We start from the raw sequence: 21,018 nt of genomic DNA, 5'->3' as shown, positions 1-21,018 counted from the left end.
AGGAACACCCCATGCCGATGTACTCCCACACTGTCGACCACAAGGTCTACCGGTTCCAGGATCTGCGGGATCTGCTGGCCAAGGCGTCGCCGGCGCGCTCCGGCGACTACCTCGCCGGTGTCGCGGCGGCCGACTACGAGGAGCGGGTCGCCGCCCAGATGGCGCTCGCCGAGGTCCCGCTGGCGCAGTTCCTGTCGGAAACCGTCATTCCCTACGAGCAGGACGAAGTCACCCGCCTCATCATCGACCGGCATGACGCCGAAGCCTTTCGGCCGGTGGCGCACCTGACGGTCGGCGATTTCCGCAACTGGCTGCTGTCCGACCTGGCGACGGAAGAGACGCTGGCCCGCCTCGCGCCGGGCCTGACGCCGGAGATGGCGGCGGCGGTGTCGAAGATCATGCGCATCCAGGACCTGATCCTGGTAGCCAAGAAGTGCCGCGTCGTCACCGCCTTCCGCACCACGGTCGGCCTGCCCGGCCGCCTGTCCACGCGCCTGCAGCCCAATCATCCGACAGACGATCCGGCGGGCGTGTCGGCCAGCGTCGTGGACGGGCTGATGTACGGCAACGGCGACGCGGTGATCGGCATCAACCCGGCCACCGACAACGTGAACGCGGTGATCACGCTGATCCAGATGCTCGACGCGGTGATCCGGCGCTACGAGATTCCGACCCAGTCCTGCGTGCTGACCCACGTGACGACCAGCATCGAGGCCATCAACCGGGGCGCACCACTGGACCTGGTGTTCCAGTCGATCGCCGGCACCGAGGCGGCGAACCGCAGCTTCGGCATCAACCTGGGGATTCTCCGTGAGGGCTACGAGGCGGCACGCGCCCTCGGGCGCGGCACTGTCGGCCAGAACGTGATGTATTTCGAGACCGGCCAAGGCAGCGCGCTGTCGGCCAATGCCCACCATGGCGTCGATCAGCAGACCTGCGAAGCACGCGCCTACGCGGTGGCACGGGAGTTCTCGCCCTTCCTCGTCAATACCGTGGTCGGCTTCATCGGCCCGGAGTATCTGTACGACGGCAAGCAGATCATCCGCGCCGGCCTCGAGGACCACTTCTGCGGCAAATTGCTGGGCGTGCCGATGGGCTGCGACGTGTGCTACACGAACCACGCCGAGGCCGACCAGAACGACATGGACATGCTGCTGACGCTGCTCGCTGTGGCCGGGATCAACTTCGTGATGGGCATTCCCGGCTCGGACGACGTGATGCTCAATTACCAGACCACGTCCTTCCACGACGCGCTCTACGTGCGGAAGGTGCTCGGCTCGCGGCCGGCGCCCGAGTTCGAGGCCTGGTTGCAGCGGGTCGGCATCTTCTCCGGCGACGCGAAGATCCTCGCCGACAAGACGCCGGGGATCTTCCTCGACAGCATCCGCAAGCTGGGAGTCTGACATGAGCGACATCCTCACTCCGAACCTGTGGCATGTGCTGACGCGCTTCACCCAGGCCCGCATCGGGCTCGGGCGGGCCGGCACCAGCCTACCGACGCGCCCTCACCTGGAATTCCAGTTCGCCCACGCGCGGGCCCGCAATGCCGTGCATCACCCGCTCGACGGACAGGCACTGCGCATGGCGCTGGACACGCGCGGCTGGCGGAGCTTCATGGTGCATAGCGCGGCCCAGGACCGGGCGACTTACCTGCAGCGGCCGGACCTCGGGCGAATTCCGTCCGATACGTCGAAGGTGCAACTGCAAGCCTTCTCCGATGCACAGGCTGAATGCGATATCTCCATCGTGGTGGTGGACGGGCTGTCCGCCTTCGCCATCGAGCAGAACGCCCTGCCCTTTCTCGACATGCTGATGCCGGCGCTCACGAAACAGGCCTTCACCGTAGCGCCGATCAGCATCGTCCGCCAGGGCCGGGTCGCCATCGGAGACCCGATTGCCAAGGCCCTCGGCGCCAAGCTGGCGATCGTGCTGATTGGCGAACGGCCCGGGCTGAGCTCGCCCGACAGCATGGGCATCTACATCACCTGGGCGCCACAGCCGGGCGCCAACGACGCCCAGCGCAACTGCATCTCGAACGTGCGCAAGGACGGCCTGGAGTACGGCGAGGCGCTGCACAAGCTGATGTATCTGATCACCGAAGCCTTCCGGCGCGAGCTTTCCGGCGTGCTGCTGAAGGACGAGACCGAGGCCGCGCCCCAACGCCTTGGCCGGGTTGGGCAGAACTTTCTTCTGGAGTAGTCCCTTTGTAGTTGATGTCACCTTTTTGGGTTGAGGTCCTCCCCCTCAACCCATTTTTTTGGGCGCGAAATAGTGGCACCTTCGTGCATCGCGGTGCGCTTCAATCATCCGCGCCAAATTGATTGACGAAAGTGGGAAGGACCCCGCCATGACGGGTGATAGCCTTGCCGGCATCGAAATCCCCCGAGCCGATCATGGAAAATCCGCAGGCTGCCGAGCCCGTCCGGGACCGCTTGGTCAAGGCGGCGCTGGCGTGCTTTCTCGTCGACGACTACCACCGCGTCAGCACCCGGCGCATCGCCGAGCAAGCCGGCGCCAACGTGTCGATGATCCGTTACTACTTCGGCAGCAAGGAGGGCCTCTACGAGGAGATGATCCGCGAGACCCTCAGCCCGCTGCTGGACGTGCTCGACGGGCCGATGCTCGCCTCGACCGATGGCTTCCGGGACTTCCTGAACCTGTATTACCAGACCATATCGGCGCACCCCGAATTCCCGAAGCTGATCCTCAAGGTGCTGGCCCTTCACCAGGGGCCGGGCCGCCGCTTCATCCAGCAATTGCTGGAACGCGGACGTACCCGCGGCGCGCGCAAGGTGGAAGACCTCAAGGCCGACGGCCAGATCGCGCCGGGCATCGACCCGGACATCCTGCGCCTGTCCTTCGTCAGCCTGGCCATGACGCCGATGCTGCTCAAGGACATCTTCGAGGAGCAGATGGAGCGGCCCATGGACGCGGCCTTTCTGAGCCGGCTCGCCGATTTCAACGGTCGCCTGTTCGCCGCCGGCCTGGCGCCGGCCAGCGCGGACATCACGGGAGCGGACGCATGAGCTTCCAGATGAACGCCGGCGCGGTGCGCCGCTTTGCCAAGGCCATGAAGTTCGGTGCCTGGCTCCAGGCCATCCCCAACAAGCTGACACCCGCCCCTTTCCGGCTGGTGCAGATGGGCAGCGCCTTCTGGCAATCGCGGGCGTTATACGTTGCAGCACAACTGGATGTGGCCACCGTGCTGGGCACACAAGCCGTGAGCGCCGACGGGATTGCCGACCAGGTCGGCGCCGACGGTGACGCCCTCGGGCGCCTGATGCGCCTGCTGGCCGCCATGGGCGTGTTCGAAGAGACCGCGCCCATGGTCTTCCGCAACAACGCGCTGTCCCACTGCCTGCGCCGTGACAGCGCCCGCAGCGTGCGCGCGATGATCCTGATGCACAACTCGGAGACCATGAGCCGCCCCTGGTTCGAGCAGCTAGAGGCAGGCATTCGCAGCGGCACGCCGCCGTTCCGGCTGAGCCACGGGGAGGATCTTTTCGGTTATCTGGACCGCCACGCGGATTTCGACCGGAGTTTCTCGGAAGCCATGGACAGCGTCGAGGCGCTGGCCGGCGATGGCTTCGCCACCGACATGGACTGGGGCCGCTTCGAGCGCCTCATCGATGTCGGCGGCGCCCGCGGCAGCAAGGCCCTGGCGATCCTGAAACGCCATCCCAAGCTGTCGGCACTGGTCGTGGATCGCCGCCAGGTCGTTGAGGAAGCCGAACGCTACTGGACGCAACATCGCACCGACGGCGTCGAACGCCTGCACTTCCAGGCCGGCGATCTCTTCGGCGCCCTACCCACCGCCAACAGCCCGCAGGACATCTACCTGCTGTCCGCCGTCCTCCACGGTTTTGGCGACGAGGAGTGCATCCGGGCGCTGGGCCGCCTCCGCGAAGCCATCGGCAGCAGCGGCGCCCGTGTCGCCGTGCTGGAAATGATCGTGCCGGACAGCAAGGCCGATCTGGCCAGCGCGTCCTTCGACATGCAGATGTTTGTCGGCTCACGCGGGCGGGAGCGCACCCTGGCGGAGTGGCGAACCGTCATTCAAGGCGCCGGAATGACGCTCGAGGAAGTCATCGGTCTCCGCTCCCTCGGCAGCATCCTGCTGCTGCGTTCCGGCGATCGCTAGTTACACATCCCACACCGGCGCCAGGCCTTCCGGATCGACCAGGCGACTTCCACGGTCGAGGGCATCGATGGCTGCGACCGCATCCACCGGCAGGTGCAGATGGGTGGCCCGCAGGTTGCTGGCCAGATTCTCCCGCTTCGTCGACGAGGGGATGACGGCGTAACCCTTGGCCAGCGCCCAGGCCAGTGTCACCTGCGCAGCCGTGGCGCCGAGGCGCTCGGCAATCCCCTGCACCACCGGGTCTTCCAGAACCTTGCCGTAGCCGAGGGTCATGTAGGAGGTGACCTGGATGCCTGCTTCGGCGAGGAAGGCGGTCAGCGCGCGGTTCTGCAGATGCGGGCTCAGCTCGATCTGATTGGTGGCGATCTCGCCGGGGCCGAGGATTTCGATGGCGCGCCGGGTCAGCGCAATGTTGAAGTTGGACACGCCGATCTGTCGGGTCAGCCCAAGCGCTTTCGCCTCGGCAAGCGCGGGCAGATACTCCTCCGGCGGCACCGGGTTGCCCGGCGCCGGCCAGTGGATCAGCGTCAGGTCCACGGCGTCGGTACGCAGTTTCTCGAGGCTCTCGCGCAGGCTCGGCAGCAGCTTGTCGCGAGCGTAGTTGTCGGTCCAGATCTTGGTGGTCAGGAACAGCGCATTGCGGGGCACGCCGGACTGGGCGATGGCCTGGCCAACCTCAGCCTCGTTGGCGTAGATCTGCGCGGTGTCGATGGCCCGGTAGCCGAGTTCGAGACCCTGGGCGACGGAGTCGATGACGGTCTGGCCCTGCAGGCGGAAGGTGCCGAGGCCAAAGGCGGGAATGAGCATGGAGGGCTCCTGAAGCAATCTCGAAGTGGATGGCCCCTATTGTCTATGCTTGCCAAGCCCGGAAAAATGCGTCAAAAAGCCAATATCTTTTGACCCTTGATCAACAATGCTCGCCACCGAGACCCTGCAGGCCTTCGTCGCCATCATCGAGGAAGGCTCCTTCTCCGCCGCCGCCGAGCGCCTGCAGCTGACGCCCTCCGGCATCAGCCGCAGCATCAGCAAGCTGGAAAAGCAGCTCGGCGTGCGCCTGATCACCCGCACCACGCGCCGGCTCGACCTGACCGACGAGGGACGCTGGTTCCTCGACAACGCGCGGGACATCCTTGGCCGCCTGGAGGCCGCGGCGCTGACGCTGCAGTCGGCCGCCGAACACCCTTCCGGACTGCTGCGCGTCAATGCCGCCACGCCGGTGTTCAACCACGTGCTGGCGCCGCTGCTGCCGGAGTTCTGCCGCCGCTATCCGCGCATCCAGCTCGAGCTGACGTCCGGCGAAACCATCGTCGATCTGATCGAACAGCGTGCCGACGTGGCGCTGCGCGTCGGCCAGTTACAGGATTCGACACTCAACGCCCGCCTGCTGCTGGAGAGCCGCCTGCGCCTCGTGGCGTCGCCCGACTACCTGGCCCGGCGCGGCCGGCCGCAGCACGCCGACGACCTGGCGACGCACGCGCTGCTCGGCTTCACCCAGCCCTCATCCCTTAACCTGTGGCCGCTGCAGCACGCCGGCGCCGACGGCTACCCGATCGAACCGACCATCGCCGCCTCCAACGGGGAGACGCTGGCCTTCCTGGCACGCACCGGCAACGGCATTGCCTGCCTGTCGGACTTCCTGGTCCGCGACGATCTCAGCGCGGGCAGCCTCGTCGAAGTTCTGCCCGACGCCGTGCTGCCATGGAAACAGCCCGTCTGGGCGGTGTTCTACCGCCAGGGCTTCCTGGCGGCACGGGTTGCGCATTTCGTGGACTATCTGGCTACGCAGTTGCGCGGAGAAACCCGCTAGCCTGATACACGGGCTCCTCCGCTACCTCACAGCCTCAGATCGGCGTGGAGAATTGCACCCAGAACGATTTGCCCTTGGGCCCGTTCTCCACGTCCACCTCATGCAAGGCCTTGAAGACGATGCCGCTCGCCTTGTCGAAGGCGTAGAAGACCTGCGGACCGAGCCCGAGCTTCTTCAAACGGTTGCCGCCGGCAACGGCACCGGCCTCGGCTCGGTCGTCGGAGAACTGGTAGGTATGGTAGCCAGCCAGGGACAGCTGCAGTTGCGGCATGGATGCAGGCCGGTAGCCGACGCTGAAATCGGTGTTCAGCACATTGCCAGAGCGATAGCCGGTCGCCTTGTTGCGCTCGTTGAAGGACAACGTGGGCGACATGGAAAGCTCCCACGCCGGCGTAATGAACCATGTGAGGCCGAATTCCTGCACATAGGACCGGTAATTGCTGGTGGTATTGGCCAGGCCATTGCGGTCGAAATTGCCAAGCGGAACGAATCCGCTGAAACCGGTGAGCAGATGCAGCGAGGGCGACGGGGAATAGGTCAGGTACAAGGGCGTGAGATAAACCTGATTGAATCCGGTGGCGTCGTCCTGCATGCCGCCGATCCGCAATTTGGTGTAATCCGCAGAGGGAATCATGCCGCTGCTGAAACGCACGCCACTTTCGGTCTGGTAATCCCAGGTATGGACGAAGCGGAAGGCTTGCGCGTATTGCGTCAGCTTGAAGCCGGGAATGATCGACTTTCCGCCGGCATCCACGAAACGGTTCGCGCTGTAACGCACCGTATAGCTGTAGAACTGCGTATTGCCGGGCGGCGGCAATAAGGCCGGAAGGATGGTATTGACGCCGAGGGGCCAGTTCGTTGCGCCGTTTTCGGTGGCGGCCGCGTCGCGCGAACCGATGCTCAATCCCAGCGCAAACGCGGCGCTGCAAAGCACGAGCTTCTTCATTCTGTTGTCTCCGGTATTCTTTTGGGTCGTACTGGGCCACGGCAAACGCCTGAAGCTGGCGCGTGCCGCCCTGCCCTTCTCGACTGATGGGGCTGCTCTTATGTGTGCGCCAGGGTGGTCGCGAGGACGCGGTCGATTTCGTCGGCGATCAGGCGGATGGCCTCGGCACTGGCCGGCAGCACGTTGATCATGGTGGCGAAGATGTGCATCTGGCCCTCAAAACGACGGTGGACCACCGGCACGCCGGCCGCCTCCAGCTTGGCCGCATAGGCATCGGCATCGCTGTTCAGCACGTCCAGTTCCGCACCGACGATCAGCGTGGGCGGTAGCCTGGAGACGTCCGCCTCGTGGAGCGGCGAGGCATCCGGCAGGTCGCGCCGGACCGCGTCGGGCAAGTAATGGCTCCAGAACCAGGCCATGTCTTCCCGCGACAGCAGCAATTGAAAATCGGGATTGAGATAACTGTCGGTATCGAACCGGGCCTGGGTGACCGGATACAGCAGAACCTGCATCGCGAGCTCAGGGCCCTGCCCCCGCGCGGCACGATTAGCGAGCACCGCGGCGAGATTGCCGCCGGCACTGTCACCGCACACGATGAGCGGCAGGGATGCCTGGCCAAACAGTCGGCCGCGGGCATCGGCAAGCCAGTTCAATGCGACCTGGCAGTCATCCAGCGCGGCGGGAAATGGATGCTCCGGGGCAAGACGGTATTCGACGAGCACGACGGCGCAACGCGATTGAGCCGCCAGCGTTCGCCCGAAGGCATCGTAATCGTCGATGGACAGCGTGACCCAGCCGCCGCCGTGGCAATGGAGAATCACACCGCAGATGTCGTCCGACGGAATCAGCACGCGCACGGCGCAATGGCCGCCCGGTATCGGCAGCATTTCCTCCACGACCCGGTTCATGGACGGCCCGCTGCCATAGGCAGGCCGGAATGCGGCCAGAAAGCGCCTGGCTTCGTCCGGGCTCATCTGGTGAAACGGCTTGGCGCCCATTTCTGCCAGTTGTTGCAGCATCTGTGTCGATGCCTGATCGAGTGGCATTGTTCTTGTCTCCTTTGGTGATGTGCAAAGCACCCATGCACATCAGCAACGGCCATGCCACTGGACCCAAATGAAAGCAAAAAGCTATATTGATCATGTAATAACGAAGTTTGATGCGGCGCATCGAGAAGGGGCTTCCCTTGCGCAGGCACGGTGGGGGTTTTGAGAATTTGATGAAGTCGATTCATGAATTGATGAAACGGGCCTCGGCAGAAAGGCGTGATCAGTGAGCAAGAGTAGTAGCCCCCAGTACCCGTCGGATGCTGACCTGTTGTCCCAGGTCCGCTTCGACCCGGCCCACGGCAAAGTGTGGTTCAACGAACAGCGCATGCTCCTGTTTCATGCTTCAGGCATGAGCCTGCTGCGCAAGGAACTCATCGAAACGCTGGGCCTGGAGCGGGCCAGCGGACTGTTGATGCGTTTCGGCTTTCATGCCGGCTTCAAGGACGCGGCGCTCGCCCGCAAGCTGCGGCCGGAGATCACGACGGCAGATGCCTTCCTGGTCGGTCCCCAGCTGGCCTGCATCAAGGGGCTGGTGCAGGTGGAGCCGCTGGAGCTGTCTTTCGACCTGTCCACCGGCGCCTTCATCGGCCGCTTCGAATGGACGGAATCCTACGAGGCCGAGGCCCATCAGCAGCAGTTCGGGCGGGCGGCAGAGCCGGTGTGCTGGACCTTGATCGGCTATTCCAGCGGCTTCACCAGCTATTACATGGGCCGCAAGATCCTGTTCAAGGAGGAGACCTGTGCGGGCTGTGGCGCCGCCCACTGCCGCATCATCGGCAAACCCGCAGAGGAATGGGACGACCGCGCGGAACTGGAGAAATTCTACGAGCCCGATTCGGTGGCGGAGGAGTTGCTCGCCCTGCGCACCCAGGTCTCCGAGCTGCAGGAAACGGTCCGCGCGGCGCGCTCCTCCCCGACCGACTCGGTCAGCTTCATTGGGCGTTCGGCCGGCTTCCTGAAAGCAAAGGATCTCATCGAGCGGGGTGCAAAAAGCCGCGCGTCGGTCCTGCTGCTTGGCGAAACCGGCGTTGGCAAGGAAGTCTTCGCCCGCAGCCTGCACGCGCTGTCGGATCGGTCCGCCCAGCCCTTCGTTGCGGTGAACTGTGCGTCGATTCCGTCGGATCTGATCGCCTCGGAACTCTTCGGCGTGGAACGGGGCGCATTCACCGGCGCCAACGTCAGCCGTGAGGGCAAGTTCGAACGCGCCGACGGCGGCACGATCTTCCTCGACGAAGTGGTCGAGCTGACGCCCGGCGCCCAGGCCGCCTTGTTACGGGTGCTGCAGGAGGGGGAACTGGAACGGGTTGGCGGCACCTTCGTGCGCAAGATCGACGTGCGGGTCGTCGCAGCCACCAACGAAGACCTTCACGAAGCTGTGAAAAAGGGGAAATTCCGCGCCGATCTCTTCTACCGGCTCAATGTCTATCCGGTGTCGATCCCGCCGCTGCGGGAGCGCGCGGAGGACATACCGCTCCTGGCCCGGCATTTCCTCGGCAAGTTCCATGCGTTGTACAAGAAGACCACGCTGGGCATTTCGGACCGAGCCCTGAGGGCGCTGAAGAACTACGGCTGGCCCGGCAACATCCGGGAGCTCGAGAACATGATCGAGCGCGGCGTGATCCTGACCGACCATAACCGCAGCATCGACATCGACTCGCTGTTCGCCTCCCCACCGGACGAAGATGCCGGGCATACCCTCGTCTCCCAGACCGGCGGCCTCAAGCTGGAGAGCGAGCGCCTCCCTGCCCGCTCACCCTACGACGAGCTCAGCGTCAGATTGCTCAACGAGGGCTTTTCGATCGCGGACTTCGAGTCCGCGATCACCCGCAACGCGATGGCCCTGGCCAACGACAACGTCACGCAGGCGGCCCGCCTGATCGGCATGACCCGGGCGCAGCTCGCCTATCGATTGGAGAAGCTCAAGGGGGAGTAAGGCGCCCTGGCCATTTCACAATTTCATGAAGTCGCATGATGATTTTATGAATAGATACACAGTCGATCCATTTGGCCTTATTTGAAAAGATTGACTCAAGCTCCTGTTTTGTCTTGCTTATTTCGATTTGGCACAGGCTTTGCTGATTAGCCCTTGCGGGGCGCCTGACGCCCCGCATGCAGGCAGCGGCTCTGAACCGCGCGCTGCCTGCAAATAAACCAAATCGACAAGACAGGAGACAAGACCATGACGCAAGCCCTCCCGGAAAACGAAACCACCTCCATTGCCGACGCCGTTGTCGTGGGCGCCGGCTTTGCCGGGCTTTACATGCTGCATCTGCTCCGGGACACCCTGAAACTCAAGGCGCGGGTCTTTGAAAGTGCCGATGGCGTCGGGGGAACCTGGTATTGGAACCGCTACCCCGGCGCCCGTTGCGACATTCCCAGCCACCATTACTCCTTCTCGTTCTCCCCGGAGCTGGAACAGGAATGGACGTGGTCCGAGAAATACGCCGCGCAGCCGGAAATTCTCGAGTATCTGGAATTCGTGGCACGGAAATTCGACCTCAATAAAGACATCACCTTCAACACCCGCGTCAAATCCGCTCATTTCGACGATGAGACGCAGCGCTGGATCGTCACGACGGATAGCGGCGAAACCGTGATTGCACGCTTCTTCATTCCCGCCGTCGGGACTTTGTCGGACGCGAACATTCCCCAATTCAAGGGTCACGGCAGCTTCGAGGGGCAGCTTCTGTTCACCGGAAAATGGCCCAGGGAGGGTGTCAATTTCGCAGGCAAGCGCGTCGGCATCATCGGGACCGGTGCCACCGCCATGCAGGCCATTCCGGTGATCGCCGAACAAGCCGCGCATCTGACCGTCTTCCAGCGGACGCCCAACTACGGTACGCCGCTGCGCAATGAACAGATGAATCCCGTGGCCGACCGCGAGGTCAAGAAGAGCTACCGTGCCCTGCGCCAGCAGGCCTGGGATTCCTTCGCCGGCGTCCCCTTCGAGCGCCTGAAGCCCTCTGCCCTCGCCGACAGCCCCGAGGCGCGCCGACAGCAGTACGAGGCGTGCTGGGAAGACGGCGGCTTCAGCCTGTGGATCGGCTGCTACGGAGACACCCTGTTCGACCCGACAGCCAACAAATATGCGGCCGACTTCGTGCGTGAAAAGATCCGCTCACGGGTCACGGACCCGGCGGTGGCCGAACTGCTCTGCCCGCCCGAAAGCCAGGCCTACGGCACCAAGCGCCAGCCCTGCGAAACCAATTACTTCGAGACCTACAACCGGGACAATGTGCAGCTGGTCGACATCCGGAAGAACGCCATCGAGGAGATCCTCCCCACCGGACTGCGGACCACTGGCGCCGAATACCAGTTCGACATCCTGATCTACGCCACCGGCTTCGACGCCTTCACCGGCGCGATGTTCAAGATGGATATCCGCGGCGAAGGCGGCAAGCCCCTGAAGGATTACTGGTCGGCCGGCCCGCGCACCTTGTATGGCCTGGGCGCCCACGGCTTCCCCAACATGTTCTTCATCACCGGGCCGCAAAGCCCGTCGGTGCTGTTCAACATGCCGCTGGGCATCGAGATGCACTGCGAATGGATCGCCAACTGCATCACCTACATGGACAGGAACGGCTACGGCACCATCAGCGCCGACACGGCCGAGGAAGATCGCTGGATCCAGCACACCAAGGAGCTGGCGGACGCGACCCTGCTGCCCGAGGCCACCTCCTGGTACCTGGGCGCCAACATTCCCGGCAAACCGAGGGTCTTCATGGTGTATCTGGGTGGCGGCAAGCACTACAAAGAGGTCATCAGCCGCAGCGCGACCGAAGGCTATGCGGGCTTCACACTGACGCGCGCCCGCTGATCGGCATCACCATCGAAGGCGCAGATGTCCTCCTCCACGTCGCGGGGTGATCTCCCGCGGTAACACGCGGCCCACGACCATTTCGCCGTGGCACCCCAGGTGTCACGGCGCTCTTTTCATGGGTACATCAGCGTGCGCGCGGATTCAGGAAACCGCGCATCACCCTGGTCAGCCGCGGCATCACGACCCAGGTCATCGTCACGACGATGAGGCCGGTGAGCAAGGCGACCTTGGGCAGGAAGGGCAGATACGGACGTACCAACGGCTCGACGAGCCACAGCACCAGCGACACCGTCGGGAAGATGCCCATCCATGTCACCAGCGCCATGCGAGCCCGCGGCGGATGCATCGTAGCGGGCACGACGGCCGGCGTGAACCAGGCCTCCAGTCCGGACAGACGGCGGTACTCCGGGTCGGTGTCGGCCAGCTTGGCCATCCGCGCCAGCAGATCCGAGCGTGCCATGCTGGCGTCCCAGTTGGCGAGGGCATCCTCCGACGAGAAGCGGACGATGACCTGGTGCTCGCCGTCCGGCGCATTGGCCGGGATCAGCTCCGCGCCGAGGAAGCCCTGGCAGGCCTGCATCTGCTGGAACATCTCGCCGACGAGAGCCTCATAAGCGGCCTCATGTCCGGGCCGGACGCGGCGGCGGGCGATGCGGATGACAGGGTTCGCCGTAGCGGGCTGGGTCTTGGTGGCGCTGGCTTCCATGGTGTTTCTCCCTTCATGTACATGGCGTTGAACGCGTTGATTGGAGTATGGAGGCCGTGGAGATATAGTTGAAATCGATTATCGATATTTGACCCATAATCTTCAAAGATACCTTGCCATGGATCTACGCCAGATCGACCTGAACCTGCTGGTCTCCCTCGACACGCTGCTGGCCGAATGCAATGTGACGCGGGCCGCCCGTCGCCTGCATCTCAGCCAGCCGGCGCTGTCGGCCCAGTTGGCGCGCCTGCGGCAGGTCTTCAATGACCCGCTGCTGTTGCCCGCCGAAGCCGGCCGCGGAATGACGCCCACCGCCCGCGCGCTGGCCCTGGGGCCGATCCTCCATTCGGTGCTGAAGGATCTGGAGTCGGTCGTGCAGTACCAGCCGAGCTTCGACCCGCTGACGGACGAGCGCACCTTCCAGATCGCCGCCAACGATACCGCCATGGTGGTGCTGGGACTGCCGCTCATCGAGAAGCTCGCATCCTGCGCTGGGCCCGGCGTACGCATCGCCTTACGTAACCCCGACGCCGGCCTGATCGCGGCGCAGATGGAAGGTGGCGACGTCGATCTGCTGATCGCGTCGGAGCGCCTCCTACCCACTTCGATGAAGGTCCGGCCGCTGCTGCACGGTTCTTTCGTGATGGCGCAGCGCAAGGATCATCCGCGCGGCACGGCAAGCCTCGACATGGACGCCTACTGCGCGCTGCGGCACGTGCTGGTCACCGAGTTCGGCGGGCACTTCAGCGGCTACATCGACGAAACGCTGGCCGAACGGGGGCGACGGCGCAGCGTGGTGGTGTCCGTCGAGAAGTTCATGCTGGTGCCGGAAATCCTGCGCAACTCGGATTACGTGTGCACGCTGCCCTCGATGTTGCGCAGCCGCTTTGCAGGCGTACTCGACATGTTCGACTTACCCTTCGACGACAGGGGGTTCGGCCTGCGGCTGGCCTGGCACCCGCGCAACCACGCAGATCCGGCCGTGACCTGGTTGCGCGACACGATCACGGGCTTGCTGGACGACACCGCCCTGCAACCTGACGACTGAAACACGCCCGCCCTCACCCAAAAACCAGGAGAAGAGACCTTCTATCCAGCGTGTTCGCCCCGCCATGCCGCCAGCGCCCCGACGCCCTGCTCCAGACTGGAGAAATGGCGGACCCCTGCCGGAGGATTAAGGCGCAAAGCACCGCCTCCCCCCACCCACAACTCGACGTCGGGCGAAAGCGCCCCGCGTAGCTGCTCAAGCAGCTTCGGCAGCTGCCGCCCTGGAAATGCCAGCGAGAACGACAGGGCCACGATGTCGGCGCGATGGGCCATCGCCGCCCGGCTGATTTCCAGCAAGGGCATTTGCGTGCCGAGCGGAATGCACTCCGCCCCTTCAAGCGCCAGCAAGGCTTCGACCATCAGCAGGCCGAGCATGTGCTGCTCATCCGGCACACTGGTCAGCAGCACGCGCGGCGAGCCACTGCCCTGCGGCAGACCGGCGATCGCCTGGCGTAACACGCGCTTGGTCAGCTCGGTGAAAAGGTGCTCCTCGAACACCTCGAAGTGTCCGTCCTCCCAGGCATCGCCGACCTGCTGCGTCAGCGGTGCGACGATGTCCTGAACAAAGCGCTGCAAACCCTGGCGGGCCAGCTGCTGTTGCAGGGCCTGAACAAAGCCGCTGGCGTCGTGCTGCCTGAGCAGCCTGAGCAACTCACCGTGCCCTGGGTGCTCGACTGCGTGTCCCTTTGCCAAAGCCGCCCGATCGTGACGCGGCGCCAGCAAGCTCAGTTCCTCAACCGGCGTGGCAATCAGCTTTCCAGGCCTATACCCCTGATCCATCAGGCGTTTTATGGCTCGCAGGCGCTCAACCTGTGCAACGGGATAGACACGCTCTCCGTGAACGTCCCGCTCTGGCACAGGGAAGCCGTAACGCCGCTCCCACATTCGAAGGACATCTTTGGAGAGCCCGGTGTCGCGCTCTACAGCCGCAATGGTGAAGCCGGGTGTATTCATAATTTGTCCTGAACAAACATTAGACAAACCGTTGACATAAGATCTCTGGCTCACTACCTTACGAACAAAACACATCTTTGTCTAGGACAAACAAGGCGACTTCGATGCCGGCGAGTGCAGAGAAGTCCCTGCCACGAGCCCCGCGATAGACGCGGGCCATCAGGAGAAGAGCTTGAATGCCAGAATGAACCCGAGGCAACGCATCGCGGTGGTCGGTGCCGGAATTTCCGGCCTGGCCACTGCCTGGTTGCTGTCCCACCGATACGACGTCACGGTGTTCGAGGCTGGCTCCTACCTCGGCGGCCACACCAATACGGTGGATGTGACGCTCGAAGGCAAGACGCATCCGGTCGACACGGGCTTCCTGGTTTTCAACGAAAAGACCTACCCCAACCTCATCGCGCTGTTCGAGTTACTTGGCGTCGATAGCGTCGAGACCGAGATGTCCTTCTCGGTCAGTCTGGAAACACCCGATCTGGAATGGGCGGGCAGCAGCCTGGCGACCCTTTTCGCGCAGAAACGGAACCTGGTGCGGCCCCGGTTCTGGTCGATGCTTTGCGACATACTCCGGTTCAACCACGAGAGTACAGCCTGGCTGGCGACCCATCCGGACACCACGCAAAGCCTGCGCGATTTCCTGCGCGACGGCAGGTATTCAGATGCCTTCTCCAATTGGTACCTGTTGCCCATGGCCGCGGCGATCTGGTCCTGCCCGATCGGGCAGATGCTCGACATGCCGCTCGCCACCTTCATCCATTTCTGCCAGAACCACGGCCTGCTGCAGATTTTCGACCGGCCGCTGTGGCGCACCGTGAAGGGTGGCGGGCGCGAGTACGTCAGGAAGATCGCCCCCAAGCTGCACGACGTGCGCATCGCTTGCCCCGTCCAAGCCGTCACGCGCACGACAGACGGTTTGCGCGTAGTGCATGCAGGGGGCAGCGAAGGGTTCGATCAGGTGGTGCTGGCCTGCCATAGCGACCAGGCTCTTTCCATCCTCGGAATGATGGCCAGCGATGGGCAGCGTGAGGTGCTGTCCGCCATCGGCTACCAGCCGAACCGTGCCGTGCTGCATACCGACCCTGCCCTGCTGCCGCGTGATCGCAAGCTGTGGTCGGCGTGGAACTATTTCGGCGGCAAGGCGACTCCGGGCACCGACGCGGATGCCCAACCGGTCGGCGTGTCCTACCTGATCAACAAACTGCAGCCCTTGCCGTTCTCGGCCCCCGTGGTGGTGACCCTGAATCCGGCCCGCGAGCCGGATCCGGCCAAAGTCATCGCCGAATTCGATTATGCCCACCCGATCTTCGATGGCCCTGCCATTGCAGCCCAGCAACGGCTGAGCAGGGTCCAGGGCGAAGGCGGCATCTGGCTGGCCGGCGCCTGGGGCAGCTACGGCTTCCACGAGGATGGCCTGAGATCCGCACTGCGGGTCGCCAACGGCCTCGGGGTCATGGCGCCCTGGCAAGACGCGTCGAACTGCGTGCTCCGCGAAGCGGAAGCCGTCTAGGAAGAGACAGTCCGAGCCCCCGATGAACACGCATCCGCAAATCTGCCTCGGCCACGTGATGCACCGCCGCTTGCGCCCAGCCGTCAATGCTTTTGCATACCCGGTGTTCTACGTGCAGTTGCCGCTACGCAATCTGGCAGCGACGACGTGTGGCATCTTCTCGGTGGACAGGCCCAACCTGCTGAGCTTTCACAGCAAGGACCACGGCCCCCGCGACGGCGGCCCGCTGTTGCCGTGGATAGAAGGCTTGCTGGCCGAGCATGGCCTGCCCAACGACGGCGAGATCGTGCTGCAGACCTTTCCGCGGGTGCTCGGCTACGTGTTCAACCCGGTCAGCTTCTGGTTTTGCCACGATCGCAGTGGCCGGCTGATCGCCGTCCTGGCCGAGGTCAACAACACCTTCGGCGGCACCCACAGCTACCTGCTGCATCATCACGGCGAAGCGATGCGCGACGGCGAGGAGTTGCACGCAGGCAAGTGTTTCCACGTTTCGCCCTTCAACGGGATCGAGGGCGCCTACCGCTTCCGCTTCCAGCGCCAGCGCGCCGTTCAAGTGGCGCGCATCGATTACGACGACGCGGAGGGCGAACTGCTCCTCACCGCCCTCTCCGGCAAGCCAGGCCCCTGGTCGGCCGGCGCGCTGCTCAAGGCCTTCCTGCGCATGCCTTTCCTGACCCTCGGCGTCATCGCCCGCATCCATTGGCAGGCGCTCAGGCTGTGGCTCAAAAGGGTGCCCTTCCGCGGGGTGAATCCCGTTCCACGATCCGTACAGGAATCATCCAAATGACCCAGACCCTCGACTACGCCCTTCCCTTGCGCAGCCCCCAAACGCTGGCCCGCGACACCCGCACCGTCTTCAAGCTGCTGGAGGGGCTGACCGGCGGCCTGCTCGAAGTCCGCCTGCCGGATGGCTCCCGTGCCCTGTTCGGTGAGGGTGACTGCAGCCTGAGCCTGCAGGTGCACGACGAGGCGATGTTCGGGCGGGTGCTCGCCCGCGGCGACATCGGGCTGGCCGAGGCCTACCTGGATGGCCAATGGGACTCGTCGGACGTCACCGCCCTGCTCACGCTGCTCGCCCGCAACCGGGGGGCGCTCGCCAAAGCCATCTATGGTTCCTGGCGGCAATTGCTCGCCGCGCGGGTACGCCACTGGTTCAACCGCAACAGCCGCGCCGGTAGCAAGCGCAACATCATGGCCCATTACGACCTGGGCAATGATTTTTACCGACTGTGGCTCGATCCCAGCATGAGCTACTCCTCCGCTCTATACCGGCCAGAAGACGATGGCTCCCTGCTCGCCGCCCAGCAAGCCAAGTACCGCCGCATTCTCGAGCACCTGCAGGCCAGTCCGGACGAAAGCGTGCTGGAAATCGGCAGCGGCTGGGGCGGTTTCGCAGAGATGGCCGTACACGATGGCTTGCACGTCACCGGCCTGACCCTGTCGCCGGCCCAGTTGGAGTGGGCAAAAAGGCGCGTGCCGCAGGCCGACCTGCGCCTGCAGGACTACCGCGACACCCGGGAGCGCTTCGACCACATCGTTTCCATCGAGATGTTCGAGGCGGTCGGCGAGCAGTGGTGGCCAAACTACTTCGCCACCCTCGCCCGCGCGCTCAAGCCCGGTGGCCGCGCGGTGATCCAGAGCATCACCATCCGCGACGACCTGTTCGCGACCTACCGGCGCGGCACCGACTTCATCCAGCAATACATCTTCCCCGGCGGCATGCTGCCGTCGCGCAGCGTCTTCCGGAAAACGGCCGAACGGCAGGGCTTGCAGGTCACAGGGGAGTTCGCCTTCGGCCTCGATTACGCCCGCACGCTGGCCGAGTGGCGCGCCGCCTTCGAGGCCAACTGGGCGCAGATCGCCACGCAGGGCTTCGACGAGAATTTCCGCCGGCTGTGGCGCTTCTACCTCCACTACTGCGAGGCCGGCTTCCTGGCCGGAAACATCGATGTCGTCCAGTTCGAGCTCGCCCATCGTTGATCCCGGCGTGCCACGCGCAGGTAGCCCGGCCGCCGTGGCTCGCCGCCGGCTGCTGCTCGCGCTGGCGGCGAGCCCCCTGCTTGGCCTGCCAGCCTATGCCGAGATCGAAGCCCTGGCCGGCCTCAAACTCTGGGGGAGCGGCGAATTCCGGCGTTTCGGCTTCCTCGTCTACGAAGCCACTTTGTGGGCCGGCGAGGACCCGCAACGCCCGCCGCTCGCCCTGCGTCTCGACTACAAGCGCAATATCGAAGGCAAGGCCATCGTCGAAGCCTGCGTCAAGGAGATGCGCCGCTTCGTCAACGACGAGACCTTGCTGGCACGCTGGGGTGAGCAGATGCAACGCATCTTTCCCAACGTGAAGCCGGGCGATCACATCCTCGGCCTCTACCGCACCGACGGGGCTCGTTTCTACCAGGACGATCGGCTGCTCGGCGCGATCCATCTGCCGGGCTTCGCCGAAGCCTTCTTCGCCATCTGGCTCGATACGCGGACAAGCGCCCCGGCTCTGCGGGCCGCCCTGCTCCAGCGCAAGGATGGCTGAGATGTCGAACGCTGCGGTGCTGGCATACGGAGCCCTCGGCCTCCCGCTGGCTTTCGCCGCGCTGCCGATCTACGTCCATGTCCCGCGGTTTTACGCAGAGACGACCGGAATGGATCTCACGCTGCTCGGCGCAATCCTGCTCGGCGCGCGCCTGCTCGATGCGTGTGTGGACCCGTGGCTGGGCTGGCTGGCCGACCGCTGGCCACGCCGTCGCATGCTGGCTTTAGCCCTGTTCCCCTTCGCCATCGGCTTCGTCGCCCTGCTCAATCCGCAGCCTCCTACACCCGCCCTCTGGCTGCTCGGTTCGATGACGCTGACCTATCTGGGCTTCTCCGCCGCTTCGGTGGCCTATCAGGCCTGGGGGGCTGCGCTCGGCGGCGATTCGGCGCTGCGAACGCGGCTGACAGCCGCTCGGGAGGGCTGCGGCCTGGTCGGCGTATTGCTGGCGGCGGCCTTGCCCAGCCTGCTGGCGAACAACCTGAACGCCGGCACCGAACGTCTGTCCTGGATCTTGCCGCCCTTGTTGCTCCTTGCCGCCGCAGTGGTCTTCTCCCAGGTTGGGGTGGGTGCACCAACGGCCACATCGCGTACCCCGTTGGGCGAGAGCATTGGGCGAGCGCTGGGGAACGTTGCCTTCCGTCGTCTGCTCGGTGTCTTCGTCGTCAACGGCATCGCTGCCGCGCTGCCGGCAACGCTGTTCTTGTTCTTCGTTGCCGATGTGCTCGGTGCCGCCAATGCGGGCGGCCCACTGCTGGCCCTGTACTTCGTCGCCGGGGCCGCATCCCTGCCAGTGTGGGTCAGGCTCGCCACCCATTACGGACGAGTGCGGACCTGGGCACTGGCGATGGTGCTAGCCGTGGGCGCGTTCGCCAGCACCGCGTTGGTCGGCAACGGCGATATCGCGGCCTTCGCGGTGATCTGCCTTGTATCCGGGCTGGCGCTGGGCGCCGACCTGACCTTGCCAGCCGCCATTGCCGCCGATCTGGGCGAACGCCAGGGACAGGCCGGCGCCTGCTTCGGGCTGTGGAATCTCGTCGCCAAACTCAACCTCGCGCTGGCCGCCGGGCTGGCCTTGCCACTGCTGGATCTGCTCGATTACCGGCCGGGTGGCGCCGACGGACTGGCTGCACTGAGCTTCGCCTACGTCTTGCTGCCACTCGGTTTCAAGGTGCTGGCGGCCGGCCTGCTGTGGCGCTGGCGCGATTCACTGGAGATCCGATGATGAAACTGCTGACTGCCGCCCTGCTCTCCGTCGGCCTCACCGCCTGCGCGTCAAACGGTGTCGAGCAATACAAGGCCGAACAGCCGGCGCTCGATCTGCGACGCTACCTGAACGGCACCCTGGACGCCTGGGGCATTTTCCAGGGGCGTTCCGGCGAGGTGAAGAAGCGCTTCCACGCCGTCATCGATGCCAGTTGGGATGGCGATACCGGCGTCCTCGACGAGCATTTCAAGTGGTCCGACGGCACCACGTCGCGGAGAGTGTGGACGCTCAAGCGCCAGCCGGACGGCAGCTATCGTGGCACGGCCGACGACGTGATCGGTGAGGCGGTGGGCGAACTGGCCGGCAACGCGCTGCGCTGGCGCTATGTGCTCGCGCTGCCTGTCGATGGAAAGGTCTATCACGTCGATTTCGACGACTGGATGTTCCTGATGGACGACAGGGTGATGCTCAACCGCTCCTACATGTCGAAATGGGGCTTCAGGCTCGGCGAGGTGACGCTGAGCTTCGCCAAACGCTAAGGCTGCGGGACGAGGATCACGATGAACCCGGCAATCTCGGACTGGCGAGGGCGGCGCGTGTGGCTGGTCGGCGCATCGAGCGGCATCGGTGCCGCCATGGCCAGGGAACTCGCCCGGCGCGGCGCACGGCTGGCATTGTCGGCACGTTCGGCTGACAAGTTGCGGGCACTCGAACTCGACGCGGCCCTGCTGCTGCCCTGCGACACAACCGATACGACCAGCCTGGCCGGCGCGCACGGGGCGCTGCTGGCGGCCTGGGGTGGTGTCGACCTGGTGGTCTACCTGGCCGGCGACTATGTGCCGATGCGCGCAAGCGACTTTGATCTGACGCGTGCCGAGCAGGTCGTGGCCGTCAATTTCAACGGCGCGATGCGTCTCGCCGCGACCGTGCTTCCCACCCTGCAGGCCGGAGGCGGCATCGCCTTCGTGGCCAGCGTAGCGGGCTACCGCGGCCTGCCCAAGGCGCTGTGCTACGGTCCGGGCAAGGCGGCGCTGATCCATTTTGCCGAATGCCTGCATCTTGACCTGGCGCCGCAAGGCATCGGCGTGTGGGTCATCAACCCCGGCTTCGTGCAGACCCGCCTGACCACCCGCAACGATTTCACCATGCCGGCGCTGCTGACGCCTGAGCAGGCGACCACGGCGGTAGTGGACGGTTTCAGGACAGGGCACTTCGAAATCCATTTCCCGAAACGCTTCACCCGCGTGCTGAAACTCCTGTCGCTGCTGCCTTATCGCTGGTACTTCCCGCTGATCCGCCGCCTCACTGGGGCCTGA

At 64.7% G+C, this 21,018-nt stretch carries 20 protein-coding genes; 15 read left to right on the top strand and 5 right to left on the bottom strand.

The features are described 5' to 3' along the window. Positions 1-11 precede the first annotated feature (11 nt). The 4 genes from AC3QL2_RS22710 to AC3QL2_RS22695 all read left to right on the top strand — a co-directional run bounded on the left by AC3QL2_RS22710 (position 12) and on the right by AC3QL2_RS22695 (position 4,141). Entirely contained in the window at positions 12-1,403 is a 1,392-nt protein-coding gene (locus AC3QL2_RS22710; RefSeq protein WP_493232585.1) for an ethanolamine ammonia-lyase subunit EutB, read from the top strand. Position 1,404: 1 nt separating this feature from the next. Further along, the gene (gene eutC / locus AC3QL2_RS22705) at positions 1,405-2,199 is read left to right on the top strand and encodes an ethanolamine ammonia-lyase subunit EutC (protein WP_493232584.1); all 795 of its coding nucleotides are present in this window, start codon (positions 1,405-1,407) and stop codon (positions 2,197-2,199) included. A gap of 194 nt (positions 2,200-2,393) precedes the next feature. Further along, positions 2,394-3,026, top strand: a complete 633-nt coding sequence (locus AC3QL2_RS22700; protein ID WP_493232583.1) for a TetR/AcrR family transcriptional regulator — start codon at positions 2,394-2,396, stop codon at positions 3,024-3,026. After that, positions 3,023-4,141 (top strand): methyltransferase, encoded by a 1,119-nt coding sequence (locus AC3QL2_RS22695; RefSeq protein ID WP_493232582.1) that lies wholly within the window; start codon positions 3,023-3,025, stop codon positions 4,139-4,141. The genes AC3QL2_RS22700 and AC3QL2_RS22695 overlap by 4 nt, the downstream gene beginning before the upstream one ends. On the opposite strand, the gene dkgB is transcribed toward AC3QL2_RS22695, so the two are convergent. Then, positions 4,142-4,948, bottom strand: a complete 807-nt coding sequence (gene dkgB, locus AC3QL2_RS22690) for a 2,5-didehydrogluconate reductase DkgB (protein WP_493232581.1) — start codon at positions 4,946-4,948, stop codon at positions 4,142-4,144. It lies immediately after the preceding gene. Between the two features lie 106 nt (positions 4,949-5,054). Between dkgB and AC3QL2_RS22685 the strand changes: the two genes are divergently transcribed. Beyond that, on the top strand, positions 5,055-5,948 hold the full coding sequence (locus AC3QL2_RS22685) for a LysR substrate-binding domain-containing protein (RefSeq protein WP_493232580.1): 894 nt from the start codon (positions 5,055-5,057) through the stop codon (positions 5,946-5,948). A gap of 34 nt (positions 5,949-5,982) precedes the next feature. On the opposite strand, the gene AC3QL2_RS22680 is transcribed toward AC3QL2_RS22685, so the two are convergent. Together AC3QL2_RS22680 and AC3QL2_RS22675 are read right to left on the bottom strand one after the other, a co-directional pair. Then, complete coding sequence (locus AC3QL2_RS22680; RefSeq protein ID WP_493232579.1) at positions 5,983-6,894, bottom strand: SphA family protein; 912 nt, start codon at positions 6,892-6,894, stop codon at positions 5,983-5,985. A 98-nt stretch (positions 6,895-6,992) separates the two neighbouring features. After that, complete coding sequence (locus AC3QL2_RS22675) at positions 6,993-7,940, bottom strand: alpha/beta hydrolase (protein WP_493232578.1); 948 nt, start codon at positions 7,938-7,940, stop codon at positions 6,993-6,995. A gap of 226 nt (positions 7,941-8,166) precedes the next feature. Between AC3QL2_RS22675 and AC3QL2_RS22670 the strand changes: the two genes are divergently transcribed. Then, positions 8,167-9,876 (top strand): sigma 54-interacting transcriptional regulator, encoded by a 1,710-nt coding sequence (locus AC3QL2_RS22670; protein WP_493232577.1) that lies wholly within the window; start codon positions 8,167-8,169, stop codon positions 9,874-9,876. Between the two features lie 246 nt (positions 9,877-10,122). Beyond that, entirely contained in the window at positions 10,123-11,760 is a 1,638-nt protein-coding gene (locus AC3QL2_RS22665; RefSeq protein WP_493232576.1) for a flavin-containing monooxygenase, read from the top strand. A 127-nt stretch (positions 11,761-11,887) separates the two neighbouring features. Here the strand turns inward: AC3QL2_RS22665 and AC3QL2_RS22660 are convergent, their stop codons facing one another. Then, positions 11,888-12,469, bottom strand: a complete 582-nt coding sequence (locus AC3QL2_RS22660; RefSeq protein ID WP_493232575.1) for an antibiotic biosynthesis monooxygenase — start codon at positions 12,467-12,469, stop codon at positions 11,888-11,890. A 118-nt stretch (positions 12,470-12,587) separates the two neighbouring features. Between AC3QL2_RS22660 and AC3QL2_RS22655 the strand changes: the two genes are divergently transcribed. Next, a complete protein-coding gene (locus AC3QL2_RS22655; protein ID WP_493232574.1) occupies positions 12,588-13,517 on the top strand; it encodes a LysR family transcriptional regulator in 930 nt (309 codons plus the stop codon). A 41-nt stretch (positions 13,518-13,558) separates the two neighbouring features. Here AC3QL2_RS22655 and AC3QL2_RS22650 read toward each other — a convergent pair whose 3' ends face one another. After that, positions 13,559-14,470 carry a MerR family transcriptional regulator gene (locus AC3QL2_RS22650; RefSeq protein WP_493232573.1) on the bottom strand — a complete coding sequence of 304 codons (912 nt, stop codon included), beginning with the start codon at positions 14,468-14,470 and terminating at the stop codon, positions 13,559-13,561. A gap of 184 nt (positions 14,471-14,654) precedes the next feature. Here AC3QL2_RS22650 and AC3QL2_RS22645 point away from each other — a divergent pair, with 184 nt between their 5' ends. From AC3QL2_RS22645 to AC3QL2_RS22615, 7 genes are read left to right on the top strand one after another with little or no spacing between them, the layout of a single operon-like run. After that, a complete protein-coding gene (locus tag AC3QL2_RS22645; RefSeq protein ID WP_493232725.1) occupies positions 14,655-15,977 on the top strand; it encodes an NAD(P)/FAD-dependent oxidoreductase in 1,323 nt (440 codons plus the stop codon). 22 nt (positions 15,978-15,999) lie between these two features. Continuing rightward, positions 16,000-16,764, top strand: a complete 765-nt coding sequence (locus tag AC3QL2_RS22640; RefSeq protein WP_493232572.1) for a DUF1365 domain-containing protein — start codon at positions 16,000-16,002, stop codon at positions 16,762-16,764. After that, positions 16,761-17,957 (top strand): class I SAM-dependent methyltransferase, encoded by a 1,197-nt coding sequence (locus AC3QL2_RS22635; RefSeq protein WP_493232571.1) that lies wholly within the window; start codon positions 16,761-16,763, stop codon positions 17,955-17,957. The genes AC3QL2_RS22640 and AC3QL2_RS22635 overlap by 4 nt, the downstream gene beginning before the upstream one ends. Then, positions 17,926-18,498, top strand: a complete 573-nt coding sequence (locus tag AC3QL2_RS22630) for a chalcone isomerase family protein (RefSeq protein ID WP_493232570.1) — start codon at positions 17,926-17,928, stop codon at positions 18,496-18,498. The genes AC3QL2_RS22635 and AC3QL2_RS22630 overlap by 32 nt, the downstream gene beginning before the upstream one ends. A gap of 1 nt (position 18,499) precedes the next feature. Further along, positions 18,500-19,720: an MFS transporter gene (locus AC3QL2_RS22625; protein ID WP_493232569.1), complete on the top strand. Its 1,221-nt coding sequence runs from the start codon at positions 18,500-18,502 to the stop codon at positions 19,718-19,720. After that, positions 19,720-20,241, top strand: a complete 522-nt coding sequence (locus AC3QL2_RS22620; RefSeq protein ID WP_493232568.1) for a DUF3833 domain-containing protein — start codon at positions 19,720-19,722, stop codon at positions 20,239-20,241. Before AC3QL2_RS22625 ends, AC3QL2_RS22620 begins: the two co-directional genes overlap by 1 nt. Positions 20,242-20,262: 21 nt before the next feature. Then, positions 20,263-21,018 carry an SDR family NAD(P)-dependent oxidoreductase gene (locus tag AC3QL2_RS22615; protein ID WP_493232567.1) on the top strand — a complete coding sequence of 252 codons (756 nt, stop codon included), beginning with the start codon at positions 20,263-20,265 and terminating at the stop codon, positions 21,016-21,018.

The organism is Zoogloea sp. GW822-FHT05C07, assembly GCF_058800215.1.
Note: the sequence above shows the minus strand (reverse complement) of the source record. Positions and strands in the feature narration are given on the sequence as shown.

Excerpts from the sequence above, each read along its gene's own strand:
- AC3QL2_RS22620 (WP_493232568.1), top strand. The coding sequence starts at position 19,720 with ATGAAACTGCTGACTGCCGCCCTGCTCTCCGTCGGCCTCACCGCCTGC.
- AC3QL2_RS22630 (WP_493232570.1), top strand. The coding sequence starts at position 17,926 with ATGTCGTCCAGTTCGAGCTCGCCCATCGTTGATCCCGGCGTGCCACGC.
- AC3QL2_RS22675 (WP_493232578.1), bottom strand. The coding sequence starts at position 7,940 with ATGCCACTCGATCAGGCATCGACACAGATGCTGCAACAACTGGCAGAA.
- AC3QL2_RS22650 (WP_493232573.1), bottom strand. The coding sequence starts at position 14,470 with ATGAATACACCCGGCTTCACCATTGCGGCTGTAGAGCGCGACACCGGG.
- AC3QL2_RS22635 (WP_493232571.1), top strand. The coding sequence starts at position 16,761 with ATGACCCAGACCCTCGACTACGCCCTTCCCTTGCGCAGCCCCCAAACG.
- eutC (WP_493232584.1), top strand. The coding sequence starts at position 1,405 with ATGAGCGACATCCTCACTCCGAACCTGTGGCATGTGCTGACGCGCTTC.
- AC3QL2_RS22645 (WP_493232725.1), top strand. The coding sequence starts at position 14,655 with ATGAACCCGAGGCAACGCATCGCGGTGGTCGGTGCCGGAATTTCCGGC.
- AC3QL2_RS22700 (WP_493232583.1), top strand. The coding sequence starts at position 2,394 with ATGGAAAATCCGCAGGCTGCCGAGCCCGTCCGGGACCGCTTGGTCAAG.
- AC3QL2_RS22665 (WP_493232576.1), top strand. The coding sequence starts at position 10,123 with ATGACGCAAGCCCTCCCGGAAAACGAAACCACCTCCATTGCCGACGCC.
- AC3QL2_RS22695 (WP_493232582.1), top strand. The coding sequence starts at position 3,023 with ATGAGCTTCCAGATGAACGCCGGCGCGGTGCGCCGCTTTGCCAAGGCC.
- AC3QL2_RS22655 (WP_493232574.1), top strand. The coding sequence starts at position 12,588 with ATGGATCTACGCCAGATCGACCTGAACCTGCTGGTCTCCCTCGACACG.
- AC3QL2_RS22640 (WP_493232572.1), top strand. The coding sequence starts at position 16,000 with ATGAACACGCATCCGCAAATCTGCCTCGGCCACGTGATGCACCGCCGC.
- AC3QL2_RS22615 (WP_493232567.1), top strand. The coding sequence starts at position 20,263 with ATGAACCCGGCAATCTCGGACTGGCGAGGGCGGCGCGTGTGGCTGGTC.
- AC3QL2_RS22710 (WP_493232585.1), top strand. The coding sequence starts at position 12 with ATGCCGATGTACTCCCACACTGTCGACCACAAGGTCTACCGGTTCCAG.
- AC3QL2_RS22660 (WP_493232575.1), bottom strand. The coding sequence starts at position 12,469 with ATGGAAGCCAGCGCCACCAAGACCCAGCCCGCTACGGCGAACCCTGTC.
- AC3QL2_RS22680 (WP_493232579.1), bottom strand. The coding sequence starts at position 6,894 with ATGAAGAAGCTCGTGCTTTGCAGCGCCGCGTTTGCGCTGGGATTGAGC.
- AC3QL2_RS22685 (WP_493232580.1), top strand. The coding sequence starts at position 5,055 with ATGCTCGCCACCGAGACCCTGCAGGCCTTCGTCGCCATCATCGAGGAA.
- dkgB (WP_493232581.1), bottom strand. The coding sequence starts at position 4,948 with ATGCTCATTCCCGCCTTTGGCCTCGGCACCTTCCGCCTGCAGGGCCAG.
- AC3QL2_RS22625 (WP_493232569.1), top strand. The coding sequence starts at position 18,500 with ATGTCGAACGCTGCGGTGCTGGCATACGGAGCCCTCGGCCTCCCGCTG.